Annotated in this window: 16 protein-coding genes; 4 read left to right on the top strand and 12 right to left on the bottom strand. The window is 70.7% G+C overall.

The features are described 5' to 3' along the window. Positions 1–11 precede the first annotated feature (11 nt). The 3 genes from QNO21_RS00725 to QNO21_RS00715 all read right to left on the bottom strand — a co-directional run bounded on the left by QNO21_RS00725 (position 12) and on the right by QNO21_RS00715 (position 9,093). Complete coding sequence (locus tag QNO21_RS00725; RefSeq protein WP_257519799.1) at positions 12–6,095, bottom strand: Ig-like domain-containing protein; 6,084 nt, start codon at positions 6,093–6,095, stop codon at positions 12–14. Positions 6,096–6,239: 144 nt separating this feature from the next. Next, positions 6,240–6,809: a DNA-3-methyladenine glycosylase I gene (locus tag QNO21_RS00720; RefSeq protein ID WP_285178406.1), complete on the bottom strand. Its 570-nt coding sequence runs from the start codon at positions 6,807–6,809 to the stop codon at positions 6,240–6,242. A 178-nt stretch (positions 6,810–6,987) separates the two neighbouring features. Further along, a complete protein-coding gene (locus tag QNO21_RS00715) occupies positions 6,988–9,093 on the bottom strand; it encodes an acyl-CoA dehydrogenase family protein (protein WP_257519798.1) in 2,106 nt (701 codons plus the stop codon). Positions 9,094–9,482: 389 nt separating this feature from the next. Here QNO21_RS00715 and QNO21_RS00710 point away from each other — a divergent pair, with 389 nt between their 5' ends. Next, positions 9,483–10,820: a S8 family peptidase gene (locus QNO21_RS00710; RefSeq protein WP_257519797.1), complete on the top strand. Its 1,338-nt coding sequence runs from the start codon at positions 9,483–9,485 to the stop codon at positions 10,818–10,820. A 179-nt stretch (positions 10,821–10,999) separates the two neighbouring features. Here QNO21_RS00710 and recQ read toward each other — a convergent pair whose 3' ends face one another. The 7 genes from recQ to QNO21_RS00675 form a co-directional block, all read right to left on the bottom strand. Then, on the bottom strand, positions 11,000–12,940 hold the full coding sequence (recQ, locus tag QNO21_RS00705; protein WP_257519931.1) for a DNA helicase RecQ: 1,941 nt from the start codon (positions 12,938–12,940) through the stop codon (positions 11,000–11,002). 153 nt (positions 12,941–13,093) lie between these two features. Continuing rightward, positions 13,094–13,636, bottom strand: coding sequence for a hypothetical protein (locus QNO21_RS00700; protein WP_257519796.1), 543 nt, complete (start codon positions 13,634–13,636; stop codon positions 13,094–13,096). Positions 13,637–13,785: 149 nt separating this feature from the next. Next, positions 13,786–14,322, bottom strand: coding sequence for a DUF1697 domain-containing protein (locus QNO21_RS00695; protein ID WP_257519795.1), 537 nt, complete (start codon positions 14,320–14,322; stop codon positions 13,786–13,788). Positions 14,323–14,463: 141 nt separating this feature from the next. Further along, complete coding sequence (locus QNO21_RS00690) at positions 14,464–16,986, bottom strand: DEAD/DEAH box helicase (RefSeq protein ID WP_257519794.1); 2,523 nt, start codon at positions 16,984–16,986, stop codon at positions 14,464–14,466. Positions 16,987–17,077: 91 nt separating this feature from the next. Next, a complete protein-coding gene (locus tag QNO21_RS00685) occupies positions 17,078–17,788 on the bottom strand; it encodes a LytR/AlgR family response regulator transcription factor (RefSeq protein ID WP_308211378.1) in 711 nt (236 codons plus the stop codon). 36 nt (positions 17,789–17,824) lie between these two features. Then, positions 17,825–18,061 (bottom strand): YbdD/YjiX family protein, encoded by a 237-nt coding sequence (locus QNO21_RS00680; RefSeq protein WP_257519793.1) that lies wholly within the window; start codon positions 18,059–18,061, stop codon positions 17,825–17,827. Between the two features lie 11 nt (positions 18,062–18,072). Continuing rightward, entirely contained in the window at positions 18,073–20,352 is a 2,280-nt protein-coding gene (locus QNO21_RS00675) for a carbon starvation CstA family protein (RefSeq protein WP_257519792.1), read from the bottom strand. A 204-nt stretch (positions 20,353–20,556) separates the two neighbouring features. On the opposite strand from QNO21_RS00675, the gene QNO21_RS00670 reads away from it, so the two are divergent. From QNO21_RS00670 to QNO21_RS00660, 3 genes are all read left to right on the top strand, one after another. Beyond that, a complete protein-coding gene (locus QNO21_RS00670; RefSeq protein WP_257516546.1) occupies positions 20,557–20,904 on the top strand; it encodes a GNAT family N-acetyltransferase in 348 nt (115 codons plus the stop codon). Further along, positions 20,901–21,887 carry a pirin family protein gene (locus QNO21_RS00665; protein WP_257519791.1) on the top strand — a complete coding sequence of 329 codons (987 nt, stop codon included), beginning with the start codon at positions 20,901–20,903 and terminating at the stop codon, positions 21,885–21,887. The genes QNO21_RS00670 and QNO21_RS00665 overlap by 4 nt, the downstream gene beginning before the upstream one ends. A gap of 114 nt (positions 21,888–22,001) precedes the next feature. Beyond that, the gene (locus QNO21_RS00660; protein ID WP_257516548.1) at positions 22,002–22,553 is read left to right on the top strand and encodes an ECF transporter S component; all 552 of its coding nucleotides are present in this window, start codon (positions 22,002–22,004) and stop codon (positions 22,551–22,553) included. Between the two features lie 7 nt (positions 22,554–22,560). On the opposite strand, the gene QNO21_RS00655 is transcribed toward QNO21_RS00660, so the two are convergent. Further along, a complete protein-coding gene (locus QNO21_RS00655) occupies positions 22,561–23,754 on the bottom strand; it encodes a glycine C-acetyltransferase (protein WP_257519789.1) in 1,194 nt (397 codons plus the stop codon). Between the two features lie 17 nt (positions 23,755–23,771). After that, on the bottom strand, positions 23,772–24,815 hold the full coding sequence (gene tdh, locus QNO21_RS00650; protein WP_257519788.1) for an L-threonine 3-dehydrogenase: 1,044 nt from the start codon (positions 24,813–24,815) through the stop codon (positions 23,772–23,774). Between the last annotated feature and the right edge of the window lie 22 nt (positions 24,816–24,837).

Below are 24,837 nucleotides of genomic sequence, written 5' to 3'. Positions count from 1 at the left end.
TCGTCATTCGGTCACCAGGTCGTCGGTTTGGCTTGGCTGGCTCCGGGGATGCCGTTGAGCTGCACCTGCACCGTGTGGCCCGCGTTGCCGTACCAGCACTGGATCTGCGTCGTCGTCCCGGCCGCGATGTGCACCGGCCCGTCCCAGTCGTTGAACTTGCGACCGTTGGCGAGGCAGCTGTAGGTGTAGCTGCCGGCGGGGAAGTCGCGCTCGGTGGTGACTGCCAAGTAGTAGCACGCGGTGTTGCAGCCGGACTTGTACGCACCCTTGACGGTCTGCGCGCCGTTCTGCGGGGCAGGCCGCGGCGCCGTGGACGCCTGGGCGGAACTCTCCCCGCTCACCTGCCCCTCGGTGTCGACGGCCCGCGCGCGGATGGAGTGGGTCTGGTCGTAGTCGTTGCCGGCGCGACTGCTGCCGTTCCCGCCGACGCTCTGCCAGTCGCCCCCGTTGATGCTGATCTGCACCGTCACGTCGCGACCGTTCAGCGCGGGCTTGGACCAGTTGAACACCACCGAGGTGCCGTCGCGCTGGGCGCTGACCCCTGGGGCGTTCGGCGCGCCGTAGGGAACCACCTGGTTGGATGCCGGCGAACCGGGCCCGGCGTAGTTCTGCCCGTCCATGCGGTTCACCGCCCGGACGGCGACGGTGTATCCGGTGCCGTTGGCTACGCCCCCGATCGTGCCGGTGATGGTCGCACCCTTGTTGAGGCTCGCCCACGCCCCGCTCCAGCCGCCGCCGTTGAGCGAGAACTCGTAGTCCAGCTCGCCCGGGTTGGCTCCGTTGCCCGCGCCGGCGGGGACGCTGATCGAGATCGAGCGGTCGCCCGGCGACGCGCTGACCGCGCCGGGTGCGCCGGGAGGGGTGAAGGCGCGCCGAGGGGCGGAGGGGGCGCTGAACTCCCCCTGGCCGGCCTTGTTGGTCGCGGCGACCGTGAAGGTGTAGTCGGTCGTCGAGGCATCCACGTTGACGGCCTGCGACGTCTGTCCGCCGGCGACGGGGATCGTGTTGACCACCGTGCCGCCGCGCAGCACACGCAGCGTGTAGGAGCTGATCGCCGCTCCGTTGGTCGCGGGCTGACCCCACGACACCAGAAGCTGGGCCTGGGCGCCCACGGGCGACAGGCGCTCGGTCGACGGTGCGCCGGGGGCGGCGGGGGGACCGGCAGGGATCTCGCTGGGCGACCAGCTGCTCCAGCTCGACGGCTCCGGCGCCCGGTTCACGGCGCGCACGCGCACCTGGTACGCCGTGCCGTTCTCCAGCCCCTCCCAGCGCAGCGCGTTGCCGGTGACGCCGGTCTTCTGCGTCGCGCCGGAGGGCGGCGCAGGCGAGATCTCGAGGTCGAACGACTGCACGGGCGACCCGGGCGTCGACGGCGTCGTCCATGCCACGTCCAAAGCCCGGTCGGCGAAGCGGAGCGTCGGCGGCTGCGGCGTGTCCGGACGCGCGTCGGGGCGAGCCGTGGCCGACGGCGCGGACGGGTCGGACGTGCCCACCCGGTTGGTCGCCGTCACCGTGAAGTTGTACTCCACGTTGTTGGTCAGCCCGTCCAGCGTGCACGTCGTCGACGCGCAGGTCTTCGTGTAGTTCCCCGCCGTCGAGGTCACGGTGTACGAGGTGATCTCGGCGCCGTTGTTCATCGGCGACGACCACGACAGCACCACCGTGCGGTCCTGCACGCTCGAGACGGTGGGCGTGCCCGGAACGTCGGGCCGCCCCTGCACCGTCAGGCGGATGCGCCCGTCGACGAGGCGGTCGGGGTCCTCCGTGGCATCCTGCACGCGATAGCGCACCACGAGGCTCCCGACGAAGTCGCCGGCCGGCGTCACCTCCACGCGTCCGTCGCCGAGCACGCGCGGCTGCCCCTGCGTCTGACCCACCTCGAGCTGGGCGTCGATCACGGTCAGCGGGTCGTTCGGGAACGGGCTCTGGTCGTTGGCGAGCACGTCGATCACCTGCGTGACACCCTGGTGCGCCTCGGGAAGCACGTCCTCGGTCGTGACCGCCAGCGGACGGGTCGAGGCGGCCACGGCCGCCGTCACCGTGGCCGTCACCGGGTCGCTGTCGCCATCGGTGACCGAGACGTCGATATTCGCGGACGTGCCCTTGGGGGTCGACGCATCCGTCGAGACGCTCAGCGTGCCGTCCGAGACCGAGGCGCTGAAGCCGTTCGGGACCTGGCCGGCGAGCGCGAACCGCAGGTTCGGCACGTCCTCCTCATTGGGGTCGGAAGCGAGGCCCCGAAGGTCGAGCGTCGTGGGATCCTCACCGGGCGAGACGGTGATCGATGCGCCCGACAGCGTCGGCGGCTCGTTGTCGGGCGGCAGCACCGTCACCGGGAGTGTGAGCGTCGCGACCCGGCCGTCGGGGTCGTCGGGGCCCGTGCCGTCGGTGACCTCGAAAGTGATCGCATCGGCGCCGTGGTAGCCGTCGGCCGAGGTGTAGACGAGGGTCTCGGCATCCTTCACGAGTCCCGCGCCGTCGGAGTGCACGGCCGACACCTTCGCCGCCTCCGTGACGATCGCCCGGCCGCCCCCGGCGACCACGACGTGGTCGGCCAGGGGGATCTCCACGGTCTCGCCGCTCATGACCTCGATGCCGCCGGTGGAGCGCAGCGACGGGCGCAGATCGGCGAAGCCGGGCACGTGGATGAAGGCCGAGGCCGTCAGCCCGTCGACGTCGGTGACGTCGTAGCGCACGATGCGCGCCGCATCGGCGATCGGCACCCGCACGACGCCCGCCGAGAGCACCTCGACGTCGACGTCGGCGGTCGAGATCTCGAGCTCGTCGCGCACGCCGTCGGGGTCTTCGTCGTTGAGCAGCACCTCGACGTCGACCGTGGGGCTGTCCCCCACGTTGGCGATCGTCACGCGGTCATCGCGTGCGATCGGCGGCTGCAGCGGAACCTCCGGGTCCACGGTGACCACGAGCGAGCCGATGGCGGAAGCGCCCTGGGCGTCGCGGATCGTGTAGCTGAGGGTCTTCGTGCCCGCCTCTTCGGCGCTGGAGATCACGACGCGGTCGCCCTTGACCTCGGCGACGATGCCCTCGGGCACCTCGAGCCCCGACGCCACCAGCGTGAGCTTGTCGCCCTCGGGATCGGAGTCGTTGACCATGACCGGCACGGCCACGGTGCGGTCCGGCCGCATCAGCACGACGTCCTTCACCGCGAACGGAGCCTGGTTCACGCCGGTGCCCGGCGCGATGCCGACGCGCACGGTCGCGGTCGCCGAAAGGCCGAGACGGTCCTGCACCTCGTACGTGAATTGGTCGGCGCCCGCCGCGTCGGCGAAGGCCTCGTATCGCAGGAAGTTCTCGCCGATCTCGGTGATGCGCCCCTTGGCGGGCGCCGAGGACGATCCGACGATCTGCACCGAGTCGCCGTCGGGGTCGATGCCCTCCAGCGGGATCGGGATCTTCACCTCGGCGCCGCTGAGCACGCGCGCGGTCAGGTCGCGCGGACGCGGGGCCTGGTTGTTCTCGACGTCGACGTCGAGGATCTGGATGGTGACGTACCCGGCATCCTTCTGTCCGAGGGAATCCGCGATCTCGTAGGTCACGTACACGGTCTTCGCCTCGGGGCCGGCGCGGAAGCGCAGGGTGTCCTCCGACACGAACGCATCGCCGTCGGCAGGAGCAGGCAAGGGCTCGATGAGGTCGGGCAGCAGCGTGATGAGGTCGCCGCTCGGGTGGTAGTCGTTGGCGAGCACCGGGATGCTGACGACGTCGCCGGCCCGCACGACCACGGTGTCGTCGGCGGCCACGGGCGGCCGCAGCTGCGTCGGCGCGGGGATCGGGATGACGACGACGTCGCCCTGGGCCGAGTGGGCTCCGTTGGAGATCTGGTACTGGATCGTGACCGGCTGCGAGAGACCGGACTGGTCGGTCACCAGCAGGTACCGGTGGTCGATGACGGCGACCGAGACGCGGGCGTCGGGCGGAACGGTCACCGACTGCACGACGAGGATGCCGCCGGCGGGATCGGAGTCGTTGGCGAGCACGTCGATGCGCACGTCCTTGCCCGACGGCAGCAGCGCGACGTCGCGCACCGCGATGGGCTTCTCGTCGGGGTCGGCGGCGGCGAGCACGTCGACGCGCACGAGCCCGATGACGGTCTGCGGCCCGTCGGTGGCGAGGTACTGCACGTAGTACACGCCGGGCGTGGACGAAGAGAACGAGAAGGTGCCGGCGTTGTAATCCGGCGAGAGCTGGGCGCCGGCGACCTCGGTGACGCGGGCGAGTCGCAGCGGCGCACCGCTGGGCGAGATGTCATTGTCGAGCGGCGAGATCGTCGTCTTCTCGCCCACGCGCACCACGACGTGGTCCGGCGACGTGATCGGCTTGGTCGAGCCCACGGGGCGCACATCCACCTGCACGACGCCGACAGTGTCCTCCTGGCCGTCGGAGACCGTGATCGTCACTTCCCGCCGGCCCTGCACCGAGCCGATGGCGCGGAAGGTGATCTCGCCCGCAGAGGTGAAGTCGACCTCGTCGCCGCCGTCGGTGGTCGCCGCACGCAGGAACATGTCGTCGCCGTCGGGGTCCATCCAGTCCAGCAGCGTGTCGTACGTGATCTGACCGCCCTGCTCGACGATGACCACCGGAATTTTGCGCTGCAGCGGCGGCTGGTTGACCGACCACGGGCGCACCTCGAGCGACACCGTCGCCTGATCGGTGCCTCCCGGCCTGCCGTCGTTCACCTCGTAGGTGAAGGTGTCGCTCCCCGTGGCGTTCTCGGGCACGGTCACCTGCAGGGCCCGACCGCCGTAGATGGGCGAGAGCTCGCCCACCGACACCCCTCCCTGCGCGGTCGCGGTGAGCACGTCGCCATCGGGGTCGTTGTCGTTGTCGAGCACGGGCAGAACCGTGGTTCGGCCCGGGCGAACGCCGAAGTCGTCGTCCTCGGCCACCGGCGGGTGGTTCACCTCGGTGCGCTCGGGAAGCGAGGTCTCCTCCGACACCTCGGTGGAGGTCTGCTCGGTCTCGTCTCCGCCTTCGGGCGGGATGATGTCGTCCCAGTTGTCGATGAGTTCGAGCGACTGGGTCACCGTCCAGGCCGAGCCCGTGGCGACGTCGTTGAGCACCACCACGTCGCGGTTCACGCGGAAGACGGCCGTGGCATCCGGGCTCATGCCGGGGATGTCGGCGACGAGGTCGTCGCGGTCCTGCGGGCAGTCGCGCACGAACCGGGCCGAGCCGCCCCACGCACCGTACACGCACCCCTTCAGCGACACGGGGGCGGCCGGTGAGCCCGGGGCTCCCGCCTCGGTTTCGGCGACCGGGCCGTCGCCGAGTGGCACGGTGACCAGGCTTGTGGCGGTGGCGTAGCTGACGTGCTGTGCGTAGGGCGACGGATGCTGCAGCACCGCGTCATCGACATCGTCGAGGTCCCGCATGCCCAGCCCCTGCACCCACAGTCGCGCGTCGGTGAGGTTCAGCACCACCGGCGTGGCACCGGCGACCGTGATCGCCAGCGCATCGCCCTCGTCGAGACCCTCGACGGTCTCACTCGAGGACTCCGGCACCTCCTGCCCGAGCCGCAGGGTGGTGACTGTGCCCTGCTCGGGGGAGGCGACGTAGACCGTGCCGTCGGTGCCGGTGGCAGACACGGCGCCCTCGCCGAACTCGGCGACGGGGTCGTTGGTGGGGGCGATGGCCTGCAGGCCCGAGGCCGGAGCCATCCACAGCGTGCCGTCCTGCGGCTCGAGCACCGAGACGGTGCCAGCGCCGACACCGACGGTGGCCCCGGCGGGGATGTCGATGTCGCCGACGGTCGCGACGGTGGTCACGTCGACGGGCGCGAGGGTGGCGTTGGCCTCGTCTACGACGATCACCGTGCGGCCGTCCTGCACGATGTCGTAGGTGTCCGAGACGGTGCGCAGCCCCGCGTCGAGCACCTGCGAGGCGTCGTTGTAGCGGCCGACGAGGTAGCTGTCCTGCTTGGTGACCCAGACGGAGCCGTCGTTCAGCTCGACGTCGGTGGTCGGGAAGCCCTCGTAGAGGAAGGCCATGGTGGTGATCGCGACGGCTGAGACCGTGATGACGCTCGCCGACGCGAGCGTACGCGGACGCGCACGCAGCCACGCAAAGGACCTCACGAAGACAGGCCCCCTTGTCTCATCGGCGATGTGCGTGGCGTCGGTCCGACCAGGGGTCGGCGCCTCGTCCACCCTAGCGGGACGCCGCACCCCCTCGCGGTGGGGAGAACTCCCCATGCGGGGTCGCGCTCCCCGCCGGCGGTGCTATGCCCGCCAGCACCCCGCGACGTGATCGTCGACCATTCCCGCCGACTGCATGAGCGCGTACATGGTCGTCGGCCCGACGAACCGGAAGCCGCGGCGGCGCAGCTCCTTCGAGAGGGCGACGGACTCGGCACTGGTGGGCGGCACCTCGGCGAAGGTGGCGGGCCGAGGGTGTCGCGGCGGCGCGAACGACCACATCAGGGTGTCGAGCTCCCCCGCAGCCATCTCTGCGACGAGGCGGGCGTTGCCGATGACAGCGAGGATCTTCGCCCGGTTGCGGATGATGCCGGCATCCGCCATGAGGCGCTCGACATCGCTCTCATCGAAGGCGGCGACGGCGGCGGGGTCGAAACCGGCGAAGACCTCCCGGAACCGCGGGCGCTTGCGCAGGATCGTGATCCACGACAGACCAGCCTGGAACCCCTCGAGGCTCGTCTTCTCGAACAGTGCACGATCGCCGTGCAGGGGCCGGCCCCACTCCTCGTCGTGGTACCGCACGTACTCGGGGTCATCGCCCGCCCACGCGCAGCGGGCGAAGCCGTCCGTGCCGAGGCGGATGTCGGGATTCACCCCGCCACCCTATGGCCCTGTCCGTGCCACGGCTGCCCGGCCGGTTGCCTGTGCGGCCGGGGTGGGGCGCTCGCCTGCCAAGGGGCGCGGCATCCCCCTTCCCCAGGCTCACCTGTCGCAAAGTGCGGCTGGGCGGGACGCTATACCGCCATTTGCGACAGGCGAGGCCGACGGCGCGTCACTTCTTGCGCAGCGACTTCTCCGACACCGGGGCGTTGCCCGCGGCGGCGAGCGCCGCGTAGTGGGCGCGCGCCTCTTCCTGACGCTCGTGCTCCGCGCCCGACGCGATCGGCGCGCGCAGGTGCTCGGGCTCGAAGCCGAACGCGTCGACGAGGTCCTGGGCGTGCGGGCGCAGCCGGCCACACAGGCGGTCGATGTACCGCGAGACCGAGGCGGCGCGCTGCGTCGACAGCCGGCCGTGGATGAGGTGCCAGGCGAGGTGCTTCTCGATGAGCGACAACCCGAACAGGTCACGCAGCCACGTGAGCACCTGGCGGGTGCCGTCGTCGGCGGCGCGGTTCACACCGTCGGTGAAGGCCTCCCACTGCAGCAGCTCCGCGTGAGCGCGGGCGGCCTCGATGAGCTCGGACTGGTTTTCGTTGAAGAGCGCCGCGGCATCCGTCGGCGACATCTTCGCCGCGGGACGCAGCCGCCCGGCGATGTCGGCGACCATCTGCTGCACCCGTCCGGACAGCAGGTCGTGCTGCTGGTCGGCGCGCAGGCCCAGCTCGACCGAGCGGGCGGTGGAGCCGAAGTCGGTGACGGTCTGGCCGAGGCGGCGCAGGCCTGCGCCGTGGAAGACCTTGCCTGCGGTCTGACCGACGGCGAAGCGGGCGAGCGCTGCGGCATCCGCGCCCTTGAACTGCTTCGCGAAGTCGCTCAGCAGGCGCTTGCCCACCAGCTGCAGCAGCACGGTGTTGTCGCCCTCGAAGGTGGCGTAGATGTCGAGGTCGGCGCGCAGGCCCACGAGCCGGTTCTCCGCAAGGAAGCCGGCTCCGCCGCACGCCTCCCGGCACTCCTGGATCGTGTCCAGCGCGTTCCACGTCGACATCGACTTCAGTGCCGCCGCGAGCGTCTCGAGGTCCTCGCGTTCGTCAGGGGTGTCCTTGCGTCCGCTGAAGACGCCATCGAACTTCTTGATCAGCTCGTCGCCGGCGAAATGCTGCGCGTACACCTCCGCCAGGCGCGGCAGCAGGCGACGCTGGTGCTGGGCGTAGTCCAGCAGCACGACCTCGTCGGTGCCGCTACCGCTGTCGAACTGGCGACGCTGGTTGCCGTAGGTCACCGCGATCGTGAGGGCCGCGGCGGTGGCGTTGGTGGCCGCGCCCTCGATGCAGACGCGCCCCTGTACGAGTGCGCCGAGCATCGTGAAGAAGCGACGCCCAGAGCTGGCGATCTCGCTGGAGTAGGTGCCGTCGGGGGCGATGTCGCCGTAGCGGTTGAGCAGGTTCGTGCGAGGGATGCGCACCTGGTCGAAGTGCAGGCGGCCGTTGTCGATGCCGTTGAGCCCGCCCTTGACGCCGTCGTCCTCACCGCCGACGCCGGGGAGGAACTCGCCGTTCTCGTCGCGCAGCGGCACGAAGAAGCAGTGCACGCCGTAGTTGACGCCGCCGCTGATCAGCTGGGCGAACACCGTCGCCGCCCGTCCGTGCAGGGCCGCGTTGCCGAGGTAGTCCTTCCACGCGCCCCGGAACGGGGTGTGGATGACGAACTCCTCGGTCTCGGGCTCGTAGGTCGCCGTGGTGCCGATCGCGGCGACGTCGGAGCCATGGCCGGTCTCGGTCATCGCGAAGGCGCCGGGCAGGTCGAGGGTCATCACGTCGTGCAGCCATTTGTCGTGGTGGGGCTTGGTGCCGAGGTGATGGATCGCCGAGCCGAACAGGCCCCACTGCACGCCCGCCTTGACCTGCAGGCTCGGGTCGGCGAGCACCAGCTCCAGGTACGCGGCGACGTTGGCGCCGTTGTCGTCGAGTCCGCCGTACTCCTTCGGGTAGGCGCGTCGCGAGCCGCCGTGGCTCACCACGATGCGCAGCTGCTCGAGCACGCGTTCGCGGTGCTCGGCCATCGACAGGCCATCGACGCGCCAGAGGGCGGGGTCCTTGACCATCTCGCGCGCTTCGCGCCGCGTGTCGGCCCAGGTGCCCAGCAGCAGATCGGTGACGGCGTCGATGTCGATGCGCGCTTCGTGAGCCTCGTCGGCGGTGTGCGCGGCGGTAGGCGCGCCACCGGCGGGCGTGCGCTTGCTGGTGGCGGGTTTGCGGGGACGGACGGCAGCGTCGGTCATGATGCACCCTTCGGCGAGGTGGGACGGAATCCTCCGACCGTAGGTGTCCCACAACAACCCCTCAAGCCGTTTGGACAGTCTCCACACCGGCATCCGCCGCCGTGCCGCCCCCGCGTTGTGTCACCCCCACACCCTCCGCTCGCGACTGAGTATTCGCGGTGCCGAGTATTCGCGGTGCCGAGTGAGTATTCGCGTGGCGAGCCGACGACCCCTCGCTCGCCAGGATGCCTGACCGCGGATCGAACCGGCCTGCCGTTCTCCTTGTCAAGACCTCGATCGAGGTTGGCGACGGCGACCGGCATCCCTCTAGGTTTCTGTGTGGCGCTCCGCGCCCGGTGAGGTGCCACAGGGTCTTCGACGGCTGAGAGCCGACAGGGAGGATGTCCGCAGTGAGGTCGTCGAAACGACACGGGGATGCCGGAAGGCGCGCAAGCCGCGCAGTCGTCGTTGCGCTTGCCGCCGCGCTCGTGGTGGTGGGGCCGTCCAGCGTGGCCACCGCATCGACCGCGCCCGCGCCGTTGTGGTGGTGGGACACCTACGGGATCGACGCGCTGCATGAGCAGGGTTGGACGGGCGACGGCGTGCGGATCGCCGTCATGGACACGCAGATCAATCCCGACGTCCCCGCCTTCGAGGAGCGCGATCTGACCGTCGCCGACGGCACGCTGTGCGCGGAGGGCGAGTCCGCTGTCAGCGCCGAGGCCACCCGCGGCGCCGTGCACGGCACAACCGTGACCGCGATGCTGATCGGCACGGGAGAGGGCGCGGGCGGGGTGCGCGGCATCGTTCCCGACGCCGAGGTCACGTTCTATGGGCTGGGCGTCGAAGCCGCCGGCAACGGCTGCACCACGAGGGAGCGTCCCGACGAACTCAGCCCCTTCGGGCTCGCACTGCAGCGCGCCATCGACGACGGCGCCCAGATCTTCACGACCTCGGTGGGTTCGCCGCTGGAGAGCGAGGTCGGCGACGGCGCGGTCATCGCCGAAGCGATCGCCAAGGGCATCGTGATCCTCAATTCCACGGCGAACCCCGGCTCCGGCCTCACGCAGAACTCCCTGGGACTGATCAACGGCGTCCTCGCCGTCAGCGCGGTCGACAGCTCGGGCGAGCTTCAGACCGACGACGCCGGGCAGCCGTTCGCACTGGAAGAGACGCACGTCGTCTCGGCGGGGGTGGCCCTTCCTTCGGTCGGCGTGACCGCCGGAGCCTGGGAGCAGAGCGGGTCCACATCCGGCTCCTCCCTGGCCACCCCCCTTGTCGCGGGCATGCTGGCCCTGCTCGCGCAGCAGCACCCGGAGGCGACGGGCAACCAGCTCGTGCAGGCGCTCCTCCACTCGACCAACGGCAGCATCCATGCGCCCACCTACGAGCCCGAAACCGGCTACGGCTACGGTGCAGCATGGCCAGCCTCGCTGCTGCAGAGCGACCCGACGAGCTACCCCGATGAGAGTCCGCTGATGGATCGGCCCTACGGCATCCCCAGCGCGGAGCAGGTCGCCGACGCCGTCGCTCGCGAATCGGGCGCTTCGCCCGAGGAGGATGCCGCCCCGGTCCCTGCCGACGAGGATGCTGCGACCGCACCGGTTCAGGCGGACCCCCTCGGGCCGCTCGGCCCCGCGGGGATCGCCGTCTCCGTGGGCCTGGTTGCGGTCGTCGTCGCGGGGATCATCACCGCACTGGTCATCGTCGTGCGCAGGAAAGGACCCCGCCGAGGAGCAACGCCGTGACCGTCCGGTGCACACTCTGGCAGTGATCGCCGCGATCGGGCTTCAATCGGTCCCGGGAGGGGGCAGCGGTGGTGGTGACTCTCGAACGCTGGCATCCGAATGACTTCGACCTGCTCGTGCGGATGAACACCCTCGAAATGAGGAGTATCTCGGCGGGGCTCACTCGGCGACGCGAGTACTCACTCGGCGGCGGCGATGACGGCGAGCACGGACTCGCCGTAGGCCTCGCGCTTCTTGGCGCCGATGCCCGTGATGCCGTCCAGGTCCGCGAGCGTGCGGGGGCGGTGCTCGGCGAGCGCCCGCAGCGTCGCGTCGCCGAAGACGATGTACGCCGGCACGCCCTGCTCGCGAGCGGTCTCGGCGCGCCACGCACGCAGGGCCTCGAACAGCCCGCGATCGCCCTCGCCGAGGCTGTCGGCCGCCGACGCCTTGCGCACCCGCGCAGCCGCCGCCGGTCGCCCGATGGTGTCGCGGCGCAGCGGCACGTCGGCCTCGCCGCGCAGCACGGCGGCGGCGGGTTCGCCCAGCGCGAGCGTGCCGTAGTCGCCGCGCGCGACGAGGATGCCGCGGGCCAGCAGCTGCCGCACGATCGAGCGCCAGTCCTGGTCGGTGAGGTCCGCCCCCAGCCCGTAGGTCGAGAGCCGCTCGTGGCCCTGCTGCCGGATCCGCTCGGTGTCGGCGCCGCGCAGGATGTCGATGAGGTGCCCCGCGCCGAACGACTGGTTGCGCTCGCGCTGCAGCCGCACGATCGTCGACAGCAGCTTCTGCGCCGGCACCAGGCCGTCGTACGTCTCCGGAGCTTCGAGACACGTGTCGCAGTTGCCGCAGCGCTCGGACTGCTGGCCGAAGTACCCCAGCAGGTTCTGCCGGCGGCACTCGACGGTCTCGCAGAGGGCCAGCATGGCGTCGAGGTGCTGCCCCATGCGCATCTTGAAGGTGCGGTCGCCGGGGCTCTGGTCGATGAGCCGTCGCTGCTGCACCACGTCGCCGAGGCCGTAGGCCATCCACGCCATCGCCGGCTCGCCGTCGCGCCCCGCGCGGCCGGTCTCCTGGTAGTACCCCTCGACCGACTTCGGCAGGTCGATGTGCGCGACGAAGCGCACGTCGGGCTTGTCGATCCCCATTCCGAACGCGATCGTCGCCACCATCACGACGCCGTCCTCGCGGAGGAACCGGGACTGGTGCCGCGCCCGCATACCGGCATCCAACCCCGCGTGGTAGGGCAGCGCGTCGAGGCCCTGCGTGCGCAGGTACTCGGCGGTCTGCTCGACCGACTTGCGGCTGAGCGCGTACACGATGCCGGCGGAGCCCTCGGGCATGGACCGGATGAACGACACGAGCTGGCGGCGCGGGTCGACCTTCGGCACGATGCGGTACTGGATGTTGGGCCGGTCGAAGCTCGCGACGAAGTGGCGCGCCTCGGGGAGGTGCAGCCGCTGGGTGAGCTCCTCATGCGTCGCGCGCGTCGCCGTGGCGGTGAGCGCCATGCGGGGAACCCCGGGGAAACGCTCCGCAAGATCGCCGAGGGCGAGGTAGTCGGGCCGGAAGTCGTGACCCCACTGCGACACGCAGTGCGCCTCGTCGATCGCGATGACGCTGAGCTTTCCGCGCTGCAGCAGCGCGGTCGTCTGGGCGCGCGAGAGCCGCTCGGGCGCGACGTAGATGAGGTCGAGCTCGCCCGCGAGGAAGTCGCGCTCCACCGCCTGGCGCTCGGCCGGCGACTGCGTGGAGTTCAGGTACGCCGCCCGCACGCCGTTGGAGATCAGCGCGTCGACCTGGTCGTGCATCAGCGCGATGAGCGGTGAGATCACCAGGCCCGTACCGGGCCGCACGAGGGCGGGCACCTGGTAGGTGATCGACTTGCCGGCACCCGTGGGCATGAGCACGACGGCGTCACCACCGCCGACGACATGCGCGACGACCTCGCCCTGGTCGCCGCGGAAGGCGTCGTACCCGAAGACCTCCTTGAGCACGGCCGCGGGGTCTGCACCGGTGAACTCCCGGCGCGGCGGCAGGTCCAGACCGGCGGATGCCGTGACGTCCGGGCCCCGGCGCGACGGCGCCGCAGCTCGCGACGGCGTAGCCCGCGGCGGGGTCCATGCCTCGTCAGGCGGAGGCATCCACCCATCGTCGGGGGGCGGTGCCCACTCGTCGGGCGGGGGTTCGAAGTCATCGAACGGGGGTGCGTCGACCGGCGCCCAGCCGGCATCCGTCGTCTCTCGCCCGTCCCTCACCCGAATACCCTACCCAGCGCCGCTGACACGGAGCTGGAGTCATCCCCCGAAGCCGCCGCCGCCGTCGAATCCGCCGCCGAAGCCGCCGCCGTCCATCCCGCCGAATCCGCCGTCACCGCCGAAGCCGCCACCGGCCCCGTCGGCCGGCACGCCCGCGATCTCGCCCACCCACGCGGGTTCGCCCGCAAGGGCCAGCGACCCGGCGCCGACGGAGAAGTACGAAACGAGCGTCGCCGACGTCAGAAAGTGCCCGGCCACGAGGGCGATCAGGATCGGATCGTCGAACGGCCAGATGCCGGGGTGCTCCGCACGCCCGCCGGAGCCGTCGGCGCGACGGTCGCCCTCCGCTACGGCGAGACTCCCGCGCGCGCCCGACGAACCGGTGACCGCCAGCCGCTGCAGCACGCTCGCCAGCAGGGCCGGCTGAGGCTCACGCACCCGCTCCCGCTCGGACATAAAGGGCCGCAGCTTCGCGAACATCTCCTGCCGCTGCTCGAGCGGCAGACGGCCGAACGCCGCCTCATGCGCCCGCTCGATCACGGTGGGCGGGAGCGTCCCGAGCAGGTACACATAGCGCGACATACGCTCTTCGTCCGTCACCGCGGCATAAGGCTCGCGCTGTCGTCGCCGTCTCCACCGGGCCATCGGATCACCTCCGTCGGTGGCGACAGGTTACGCCGCGGCCCGCCGGAAAGCCACGGTGTGCGGGCGGTGCATTCCCACACCCGTGCTCAGCACCATCGCTCGGCGATGGCGGCCACGACATTCGCGTTGCGGTTGGTCCCAACCCCCAGCAGCTTCGCCGCCCCGAGCGGATCGACGGCGCCCTCCTGATAGCCGGGCCGCAACAGCGCGTGCGCTGCCCGGCCGCGCACCACCATCTCGCCGAGGTCCGACGGGGCGCCCTCGATCGCGGCGATCGCCTCGGCTGTGAGCTCCTGCTTCAGCAGGTAGACGTAGTGGCGCGCCAGGCCGGGGTGGGATGCCGAAAGCTCTCGGGTGACGTCAGCGATCTCTGCGAACTCGTCGCGGGAGAACACGATCGCGGGCACGTCGAACCCCCGGTCCGCCGCGAAAGCCCGCTCGAGCCGGTCTTCGATGCGGGCGCGCGAGCGCATGGCGGTGGTGAAGCGCACGTTGCCGGTGTTGATGTACGTCGCGGCATCCGCGAAGCCCGCCTCTTGGACCACCCGACGGATGTCCTCCTTCGGGAAGACGCGCCTCGCGCCCAGGTTGATCGCCCGCAGGAACGCCAGGTAGGTCGCCACGGCCCCATTCTGCTCGCGTCGGCCCGTCGGCGCACCGCCGGGCCACCCCACCGCTTCCACCACGCGCTCGCCTGTCGCGATTCGTCGCTTCCCGGCGCCCGAAGCGACACATTGCGACAGGCGAGCCGCCCGCAACGGCCGCTACAGCCGCACGACCTCGGTGACGCGTACGACGGCGGCGCCCTCCTCGGCGGATGCCGCGAGGTCCACCTCCGCCCGGATGCGCCAGTCGTGGTTGCCCGCCGGGTCGTCGATGATCTGGTCCACGCGCCAGAGGCCCTCGGCGGCATCCGACTCGTCGATCATGCAGAGCCCGGGCGAGCGCGCCGGCCCGCCCACCAGGATCTCCTCGTGCTCGTCGTAGTACGCGTCGAGGCGATCGGGCCAGCCCACGTCGGGGTCGAGCGCCTCCAGCGCCGCGTCGTCCTGCAGCGCGGCCAGGCGCACGCGCCGGAACATCTCGTTGCGCACGAGCACCGTGAACGCGCGCCGGTTGGTCAGCACCGACGGCGGCGCGGGCGGAACGACCGGCGCGTCGGGGTCGTCGGTCGGGTGGGTCAGCGCCTCCCACTCGTCGACGAGGCTGGAATCCACCTGGCGCACCAGCTCGCCGAGCCATTCGATGACATCGAGCAGGTCGTCCGTGCGGGCTTCGGCCGGCACGGTCTGGCGGATCGCGCGGAACGCGTCGCTGAGGTAGCGCAGCACGAGCCCCTCGCTGCGGCCGAGTTGGTAGAGCGCGACGAACTCGCCGAACGACAGGGCCCGCTCGTACATGTCGCGCACGATCGACTTCGGCGACAGGTGGAAGTCGCGCACCCACGGCTGGCTCGACGCGAACACCTCGAACGACTGCCCGAGCAGGTCGGCCAGTGGCTTGGGGTAGGTGATCTCCTCGAGAAGCTCCATGCGCTCCTCGTACTCGATGCCGTCGCGCTTCATCGCCGCGACCGCTTCGCCGCGCGCCTTGTACTCCTGCTGGTTCAGGATCGCGCGGGGGTCGTCGAGGGTCGCCTCGATGACGCTGACGACGTCGAGGGCGTAGTGGCCGGTGCCGACCCCGCCGGCGGCGGCATCCGCCCCCCGCCCGAGCTCGACGTCGCGGTCGAGCAGCTCGATGGCGGCGAGCGCGAACGGCGACAGCGGCTGGTTGAGCGCGAAGTTCGGCTGCAGGTCGACGGTGAGGCGGATGCCGTCCGGCCTCGATTCCACGATCCCCGCCGCCACGAGCGTGCGGAAGATCGCCAGCGCGCGGCGGGCGAGCTCGTACTGCCGCCAGCGCGGCTCGTGGTTGTCGAAGACCAGCGACCGCACGTTGCCGAAGACGTCGCCGCCCCGGCCGATGACGTTGATGAGCATCGCGGCGGTGAGCTGCAGGTGCGGCACGAGCGGCTCGGGCTGGGCCTGGATGAGCCGCTCGTACGACCCGAGACCCCAGTTGACGACGCCGGTGGGCGCCTTCTTGCGCACGATCTTCTTGCGCTTGGCGGCGTCGTCGCCGGCTCTGCGCAGCGCCGCCTCGTTCTCGATCTCCCACTCCGGCGCCATCACGACGACGTTGCCGTAGGGGTCGTAGCCGGCGCGGCCCGCGCGTCCGGCGACCTGGTGGAACTCGCGGGCGGAGAGCTGGCGCATCTTCGTGCCGTCGTACTTCGACAGCGCCGTGATGACGACGGTGCGGATGGGGACGTTGATGCCGACCCCGAGTGTGTCGGTGCCGCAGATGACCTGCAGCAGACCCCGCTGGGCGAGCGTCTCGACGAGGCGCCGGTACCGCGGCAGCATGCCCGCGTGGTGCACGCCGATGCCGGCACGGACGAGCCGCGAGAGGGTCTTTCCGAAGGCGGTGTTGAAGCGGAAGCCGCCGATGGCCTCGCCGATGGCATCCCGCTGCTCGCGCGAGGCGACCTTGCCGTTGGCGAGGGCCTGCGCCCGCTCGAGAGCGGCGGCCTGCGAGAAGTGCACGATGTACACCGGGCGCTCCTTCTCGTCCAGGAGCGACGCGACCACCTCGTGCACGGGGCGCCGCTCGTAGGAGAAGTGCAGCGGCACGGGGCGCTCCACCCCGGTGACCATCGCGGTGGGGCGGCCGGTGCGCCGCGTGAGGTCGTCGGCGATGTGGGTGACGTCCCCTAGCGTCGCCGACATGAGCAGGAACTGGGCGCGGGGCAGCAGCAGCAGGGGCACCTGCCACGCCCACCCGCGCTCGAGATCGCCGTAGTAGTGGAACTCGTCCATCACGACCTGGTCGACGTCGGCATCGGCGCCCTGACGCAGGGCGATGTTCGCGAGGATCTCCGCCGTGCAGCAGACGATCGGCGCCTCTGGATTGACCGACGAGTCGCCCGTGACCATGCCGACGTTCTCGGCGCCGAAGATGTCGACCAGCGCGAAGAACTTCTCGCTGACGAGTGCCTTGATGGGGGCGGTGTAATAGGTGCGCCCGCCCTGGGCGAGGGATGCCGCGTGCGCCGCGATCGCGACGAGGGACTTGCCGGTGCCGGTCGGTGTCGACAGCACGACGTTCGCGCCCGAGACGAGCTCCATGACGGCCTCGTCCTGCGCCGGGTACAGCGCGAACCCACGCTCGGAGGCCCACGAGACGAAGGCGTCGTAGACCCCGTCGGGATCGGGGGCGGCACGGACGGCGTCGAGAAGGCTCACCCTGTCGAGTCTGCCTGACGCTCGGGCCGGTGACGGCGCGCGAGGCGGCGTTCGGCCCACGCTCGCCCCCGGCGCCGTTGCGCGAGCACCCTCACGCCGGTCGCACGAGTCGCTCCCGGACGCTGCGCGCCAGACGGCGGCTGACCGGGAGTTCGATCTCTGCGAGCACCAAGGTGGGCGCCGCACCGGCCAGGCGTATCTCGACCACAGCGTCGCGCTGCACCAGGTACGAGCGGTGCACGCGCACGAACCCGGCATGCGCCCATCGCCGCCCGAGCTCCGAGATCGGGATGCGCACGAGGTGCCCGCCCGATGGCGTCCACAGCCGCGAATAGTCGCCCTCGGCGTGCACCCAGCGCACCTCGCTGCGCCGCACCAGCCTCACGGCCTGACCGACCGTGACGGCCACCGTCTCGTCGGCCGGCGCGGGCCGCGGCGCCGCGACCGCCGCGACGATCCGGTCCACCGCGCGCCGCAGGCGCTCGGGCCGCACGGGTTTGAGCACGTAGTCCAGCGCGTGCACGTCGAACGCCTCCACGGCGCCGGTTGCGTCGGCGGTGACGAACACGATCGCGGGTCGGGGTTCGTGCCGGTCGAACAGGCGGGCCAGGTCCAGGCCCGACATCCCCGGCAGGCGCATCTCGAGAAACGCCGCGGCCACAGGGCGGCGTTCCAGCAGACGCAGCGCCTCCGCTGCCTCGGCCACCGCGTGCACCGTGCCGATGCGCTCGTCGCTTCCCAGCAGCGCAACGAGTTCGGCGCGGGCGGGTGTTTCGTCGTCGGCGACGAGCACGTCGATCACGCCCCCGATGCTACGCACGCGGCGACGGCGACCCGGTCAGCAGCAGCGCGCGCCGGGATTGCGGTCCTGGTCGTCCATCCGCTCGCGCCAGAACTGCCGCTCCGTCAGCGCCAGCTCATCCGGGTGCTGCTGACAGTGGTGCGCGAGGTAGGTCGCGTAGGCGCGGTCGCCCATGAGCGTCTCGACATACCAACGGATGCCGCGGCCCACCCGCCGCACGAGGGCGATGAGTCCCTCGTGCGGCGTGGCTGCGGCATCCGCCCGGCCCGTCACCGGTCCCCCGATCAGTGACGGCCGCCTTGTACCGGCCGGCGATCAGCCGGAAGCTCTTCCCACTCGCGCTCGATCTCGCGCTCGGCCTTGGTTGCGATGAACCCGGCCGGGGCGAAGCGACGCGACGGCACCGGCGGGTCTTCGTGGTCGTCGCCGCCGCCGGCGCGGACGGCCTTGACCGTGACGATCGCCGAGGTGGCGATGACGATGATCGCCAGCGTGACGAAGATGATCGACAGCGTTCCCTGCACTGCGGTGTTGCGCACGACCGCCTCCATCGCCGCGACCGTCGGGGCAGTGCCGAACGACGTCTCGCCGTCGGCGAGCGCCTGGCGGAATGCGGTGTTGTTGGCCCAGTAGCCCACCTGCGGAACCGGGGAGAAGATCTTGTACATCGACGCGGTGATCGTGACGACCGCCGTGAATCCCAGCGGCAACACGATGATCCACAGCCACTTCGCGTAGCTCTTGCCCCGCTTGGCGACGATGGCCAGCACCACGGCCAGCGCGATGGCGGCCAGCAGCTGGTTGGCGATGCCGAACAGCGGGAAGAACGTGTTGATGCCGCCGAGCGGATCGGTCACGCCGAGGATCAGGATCGCACCCCAGCCGGCGACCATGACCCCGGTGCAGATCCACACCCCGGGTCGCCACGACACGTCGCGGAACTTCGGGATCACCACCCCGATCGAGTCCTGCAGCATGAAGCGGGCCACGCGCGTGCCGGCATCCACCGCCGTCAGGATGAACAGCGCCTCGAACATGATCGCGAAGTGATACCAGAACGCCATCATCGCCTGGCCGCCCACGGCCTGCTGCATGATGTGCGCGAGGCCGAGCGCCAGGGTCGGAGCGCCGCCGGTGCGGGAGATGATGCTCTCTTCGCCCACCGCCGCGGCGGTGGAGGTGAGCATCTCGGGCGTGAGGTTCACACCCGACAGCCCCAGCCCGTTGACGAAGGCGACCGCGCCCTCGACGGTGCCGAGGGTCGCCGCGGCCGAGGCGTTCATGGCGAAGTAGATGCCGCGGTCGATCGAGATCGCGGCGACCAGGGCCATGATCGCCACGAACGACTCCATGAGCATGCCGCCGTAGCCGATGAAGCGCGTCTGTCGCTCCTTCTCGATGAGCTTCGGCGTGGTGCCCGACGCGATCAGGGCGTGGAACCCCGACAGGGCGCCGCACGCGATCGTGACGAAGAGGAACGGGAAGATCGGACCGGAGAAGACCGGCCCCAGCTCTCCGCCGGCGAACTCGCTAAACGCCGGCGTGGTGATCTCCGGGCGCACGAACACGATCGCAGCGGCGAGCATGACGATGACGCCGATCTTCATGAAGGTCGACAGGTAGTCCCGCGGCGCCAGCAGCAGCCATACCGGCAGCACCGCGGCGATGAAGCCGTAGATGATGATGCCGACCGCGATGGTCGTGCGGTCGAGGGTGAAGATCGCGGCGCCCCATTCGGTGTCGGCGATCCAGCCGCCCGCGACGATCGCTGCGATCAGCAGCACGAAGCCGATGATCGAGATCTCGGTGATGCGGCCCGGACGGATCCACCGCAGGTAGCAGCCCATGAACAGGGCGATGGGGATCGTCATCGAAACGCTGAACACGCCCCACGGGCTCTCCCCGAGGGCGTTGACGACGACCAGCGCCAGGATCGCCACGATGATGATCATGATGAGCAGAGAGGCGAGGATCGCCGCTGTGCCGCCGATGCGACCGAGCTCGTCCCGCGCCATCTGGCCGATCGTGCGGCCACCCCTGCGCATCGAGAAGAAGAGCACGAGGTAGTCCTGCACGGCACCGGCGAGGATGACGCCGACGATGATCCAGATCGTGCCGGGGAGGTATCCCATCTGCGCCGCGAGCACCGGGCCGACGAGCGGTCCTGCGCCGGCGATCGCGGCGAAGTGGTGGCCGTAGAGCACGCGACGATCGGTGGGGACGTAGTCTTTGCCGTCCTGCCGGTACTCCGCCGGGGTCGCCCGACGGTCGTCGGGGCGGGTGATGTGCTTCTCGATCACCTTGGAGTAGAAGCGGTAGCCGATCAGGTACGTGCAGACGGCGGCGAACACGAACCAGATCGCGTTGACCGTCTCGCCGCGTACGACCGCGAGCATGACCCACGCGAGGCCGCCCAGCAGCGCGATCGCGGCCCACAGCAGGATCTTGGGCAGCGTCCAGCGCGCTTCGCGCTCGAGCTCGGCTTCGGGGACGGCGACGGGCGGAAGGTCGGCGGCGAGGGCCGCCGAGGAGCCGTCTGGGGGCGTCTGGGAACGAGAGGTCATCGGATCTCCTTGGGCACGCGACGTTGCGTCGGTCCACGGTAGAGATCGCTGCGGCGACTGCGACCGGGCGGTGCCGCGGTCATGCGACGAACGGTCGAGGTTGCGCGACGAACGGCGGTGGCGCGCGAGGAACGGCTACCCGCCGACCTCGCGGAACATCCGTCCACCCGCCTACGTTGGGACCACAGACCGGAAGGAGCCACCATGGCCCAGCTCGACACCCCCACCTCCGTGATGCGCGACGACACCGAAAGCCGCTACGAGATCCGTGTCGGCGACGTGCTGGCGGGCTTCGCCGGGTACGAACCCGACGAGCACGGCCGTCTGCGCTTCGACCACACCGAGATCGATCCGGCGTTCCGCGGGCGCGGACTTGCCACCACGCTCATCGCCGAGGCGATGACGGATGTCGCTTCCCGCGGCCAGGAGGTCGAGCCGCTGTGCCCCTTCGTCGCCTCCTATCTCAAGGAGAACGACGTGCCTGGCCTCACCGTGCACTGGCCGCTGGTGGCCGACCTCGGTCGCACCGATCCGGACGACGCCGACTCATGAGCCGCTGGGACGCCGAGGCCGCACCGGCCGACGCGTCCGCCGATGTGCCACCGGCCACCGGCCGAGACACCGGCGTGCTGCTGCTCGAGGCGCGGGAGGTGCCGCTCGGAGGCCTGCGCGCCATGCGGGTTCACCGCAGCCTGCCGCAGCGGCAGCTGCCGATGGTGGGTGCGTGGTGCTTCCTGGACCGCTTCGGGCCGCAGTCGACCGTGATGCGCGTCGAGCCCCATCCGCACATCGGCCTGCAGACGGTGACCTGGCCGCTCGCCGGCGAGGTGCACCACCGCGACACCGTGGGCAGCGACGTGATCGTGCGCCGTGGCGCGCTCGACCTCATGACCAGCGGCGCCGGCATCGCCCATTCCGAGTACTCACTCGGCGACGACCCGATTCCCCTCGACGCGTTGCAGCTGTGGGTGGCGCTGCCGGAGTCGCGCCGACATGGCCCGCCCACGTTCGAACAGCATGAGCCGCTCCCGCTGGTGACGCTCGGCGACGGGGCCGAGGCGACCGTCGTGATGGGCTCGTTCGCGGGCACCGCGTCGCCGGCATCCGTCTACACCCCCATCGTCGGCGCGGAGGTGCGCCTGGACGCCGGGGTCCGCGTGCGCCTGCCCCTGGAGCGGCCATGGGAGCACGGGCTGGCGGGCGTCAGCGGCACGGTGCGCGTGCACCCCGATGGGCAGGATGCCGTCGACGTCGCGCCGCAGCAGCTGCTGTACGTCCCGCCGGGCGCTGCCGGGGTGGAAGTCACGACCGACGAGCCGGCGACGCTCTTCCTCTTGGGTGGGGAGCCCTTCGAGAGCGACATCGTCATGTGGTGGAACTTCGTCGGCCGCACCCACGAAGAGATCGTCGAGGCGCGCGAGGCGTGGGAGGCCGACTCCGACCGGTTCGGCCACGTCGTGGGACACGGCGCCGAGCGCGTGCCCGCGCCGCCCCTGCCGGGCGTGCGGCTCACCCGCCGGCGGCGCCGGATCTGAGCGACACTGCGGCGGCATCCCGCCGCCCGCTCTGAGCGGACGCCGAGCGATCTCCGGGTTTTCTCCGGTCTCGCTCACGCCCGCCGCCAAGGCGCTGCGGGATAGCCTGGACGGGTGTCCACGGCATCCCGACTCTCGACGCGCGTTCTGCTGACCTGCGCGGCGATCGGCGTCGCCACCGGGATCATGGCCGCCATCGGCAGCTGGCTGACGCCGCTGGTGATCGCGAGCCTTCCGATCATCTACGGCATCGTCCTCGGCGTGCACGTGCTGCCAGGCATCATCGCCCAGGAGGCGCTGCGCCTGCCGTGGGTCGCGCTCCTCGCGCACCTCATGGCCGCCCTCGTCGGCGCAGCGATGGCGCCGCACTGGGCGCTGCGGTTCATCGGCACCGCCCTGCTGTTCGGCGGCATCCAGGAGCTCGTCGCCGCCGCCACCCGCTACCGGGTGTGGCAGCCGTGGCGCTTCTTCATCTCGGCGGTCATCCTCGGCGCCATCGTCGCTGTCGTCGTCGCGATGGTCGCCGACCTCGGCTCGATGGCGCCGTGGGCGCAGGTGACCTACCTGACCGTGTCGGTGCTGGGACCGGTGGCGTGGACGGCGGTCGGGCTCGCCGTGGGTCGCGGCCTGCGCAACGCCGGCGTCGCCCGCGCCGTCGCGCGCTGAGCGAACTTCACGTTTGCGCCACCGCAAGCACGGCCCGCCGCGCCTCGACGAAGGCCTCCACGCAGGCGCGGATGTCCTCCTCTGTGTGCGCCGCCGACAGCTGCACACGAATGCGCGCGGCGCCCTTCGGAACGACCGGATACGAGAACGCCGCGACGTACACCCCGCGCTCCTGCAGCGCGTCGGCGATGCGTGCCGTGACGGGTGCGTCGCCGAACATGACCGGCACGATCGGGTGCTCACCGGGCAGCAGATCGAACCCCGCAACCTCCATGAGCTCCCGGAACAGCGCGGCGTTCGCCTTCAGCCGCCCCCGCAGCACGCCGGAGCCTGCGAGCAGAGACAGCGCCTCGATCGTGCCGGCGACGATCGCAGGGGCGAGCGTGTTAGAGAAGAGGTAGGGCCGTGCACGTTGACGCAGCAGGTCGACGATCTCCTGGCGGGCGGCGACGTAGCCGCCCGACGCCCCACCGAGGGCCTTGCCGAAGGTGCCGGTCGTGATGTCGACCCGGCCCTCGACCCCACAGTACTCGGGGGTCCCGCGGCCGTGGTCGCCGATGAAGCCGACGGCGTGCGAGTCGTCAACGAACACGAGCGCGCCGTACCGGTCGGCGAGGTCGCAGATCTCCCGAAGCGGCGCGATATAGCCGTCCATCGAGAAGACGCCGTCGGTGACGATGGTCTTACGGCGGGCGTCACCTGCCGCAACAAGTTGCGCCTCGAGGTCGACGAGGTCACGGTTCTTGTAGCGGAACCGCTTGGCCTTCGAGAGGCGGATGCCGTCGATGATCGACGCATGGTTCAGCTCATCGGAGATGATCGCGTCATCGGGTCCGAAGAGCGTCTCGAAGACGCCGCCGTTCGCGTCGAAGCACGACGAGAACAAGATCGTGTCGTCGTAGCCGAGAAACCGAGACACCTGCCGCTCGAGTTCGAGGTGCAGCTCCTGCGTGCCGCAGATGAACCGCACGCTGGCGAGTCCGTAGCCCCACTCATCGAGTCCACGGTGCGCTGCCGCGACGATGCGCGGGTCATCGGCCAGGCCGAGGTAGTTGTTGGCGCAGAAGTTCAGCATCTGCCGACCCGCGACCTCGATCCCGGAGGACTGCGGCCCGCGGATGCCGCGCTCTCGCTTGGTGAGCCCCGCGGCCTCGATCTCATCGAGCTCGAGGCGCAACTGCTCCTTGACGTCTCCGTACATGTTCAGTCCACCCGTTCCTATACTTCGGTCCAGTCGAGGATCATCTTGCCCGCACCGGCGGAGGCGGCGGCATCGAACGCGGTACGCCATTCCCGCGCGGGAAAGCGGTCTGAGATGACACTCGCGACCGCATCGCGCAGCGGCTCGCTCGTCTGCAGCATCGCGGACATCGAGTTCCAGGTCTCGAACATCTCGCGCCCATAGATGCCCTTCACGGTGAGCATGTGGGTGACGACCTTGCCCCAATCGACCGCGAAGGGCTCGCTGGGCAGCCCCAGCATCGCGATGCGACCGCCGTGATTCATGTTCTCCATCATTTCGGGCAGCGCCTTCGGCGATCCCGACATCTCGAAGCCGACGTCGAAGCCCTCTCGCATGCCGAGCCGGACCTGCGCCGCGCTCACGCGTTCGCTCGAGACGTCGACGACGTCGTCGGCGCCCATACGACGCGCGAGCTCGAGGCGTGCCGGCGACACATCTGTCGCGACGATGAAGCGCGCACCCACGGTGCGGGCGACCGCGATCGACATCAATCCGATCGGCCCGCAGCCCGCGACCAGCACGTCCTCGCCCACGAGCGCGAATGCGAGCGCGGTGTGCACCGCGTTGCCCAACGGGTCGAAGATCGCCCCCACTTCGGGGTGCACGGGCGCGTGGTGCACCCACACGTTCTCGGCCGGAATCACGACGTACTCGGCGAACGCCCCGTCACGGTGCAGGCCGACGCCCTGCGTACGGATGCACATCTGCCGCCGGCCGGCGCGGCAGTTGCGGCACGTGCCGCAGACCACGTGACCCTCCCCCGACACCAGATCGCCCACCGCGACGTCGCGCACGGATTGACCAACCTCGACGACCTCACCGTAGAACTCGTGTCCCGGCACGAGTGGCGTCTTGATGGTCGACGCGGCCCAGTCGTCCCACTTCTCAATGTGCAGGTCGGTACCGCAGATGCCGGTGCGCAGCACCCGGATCTTCACATCGGCGGTGCCCGGGTCGGGTTCGGGGCGGTCGACGAACTCGAATCCTGCACCGGGGGCGGATTTGTAGAGGGCCTTCAATGGATCTCCAACTGGTTAACGC

It is taken from the genome of Microbacterium sp. zg-Y818 (assembly GCF_030246905.1).
GTDB lineage: Bacteria > Actinomycetota > Actinomycetes > Actinomycetales > Microbacteriaceae > Microbacterium.
This window is presented reverse-complemented; position numbering and strand designations above follow the sequence as displayed.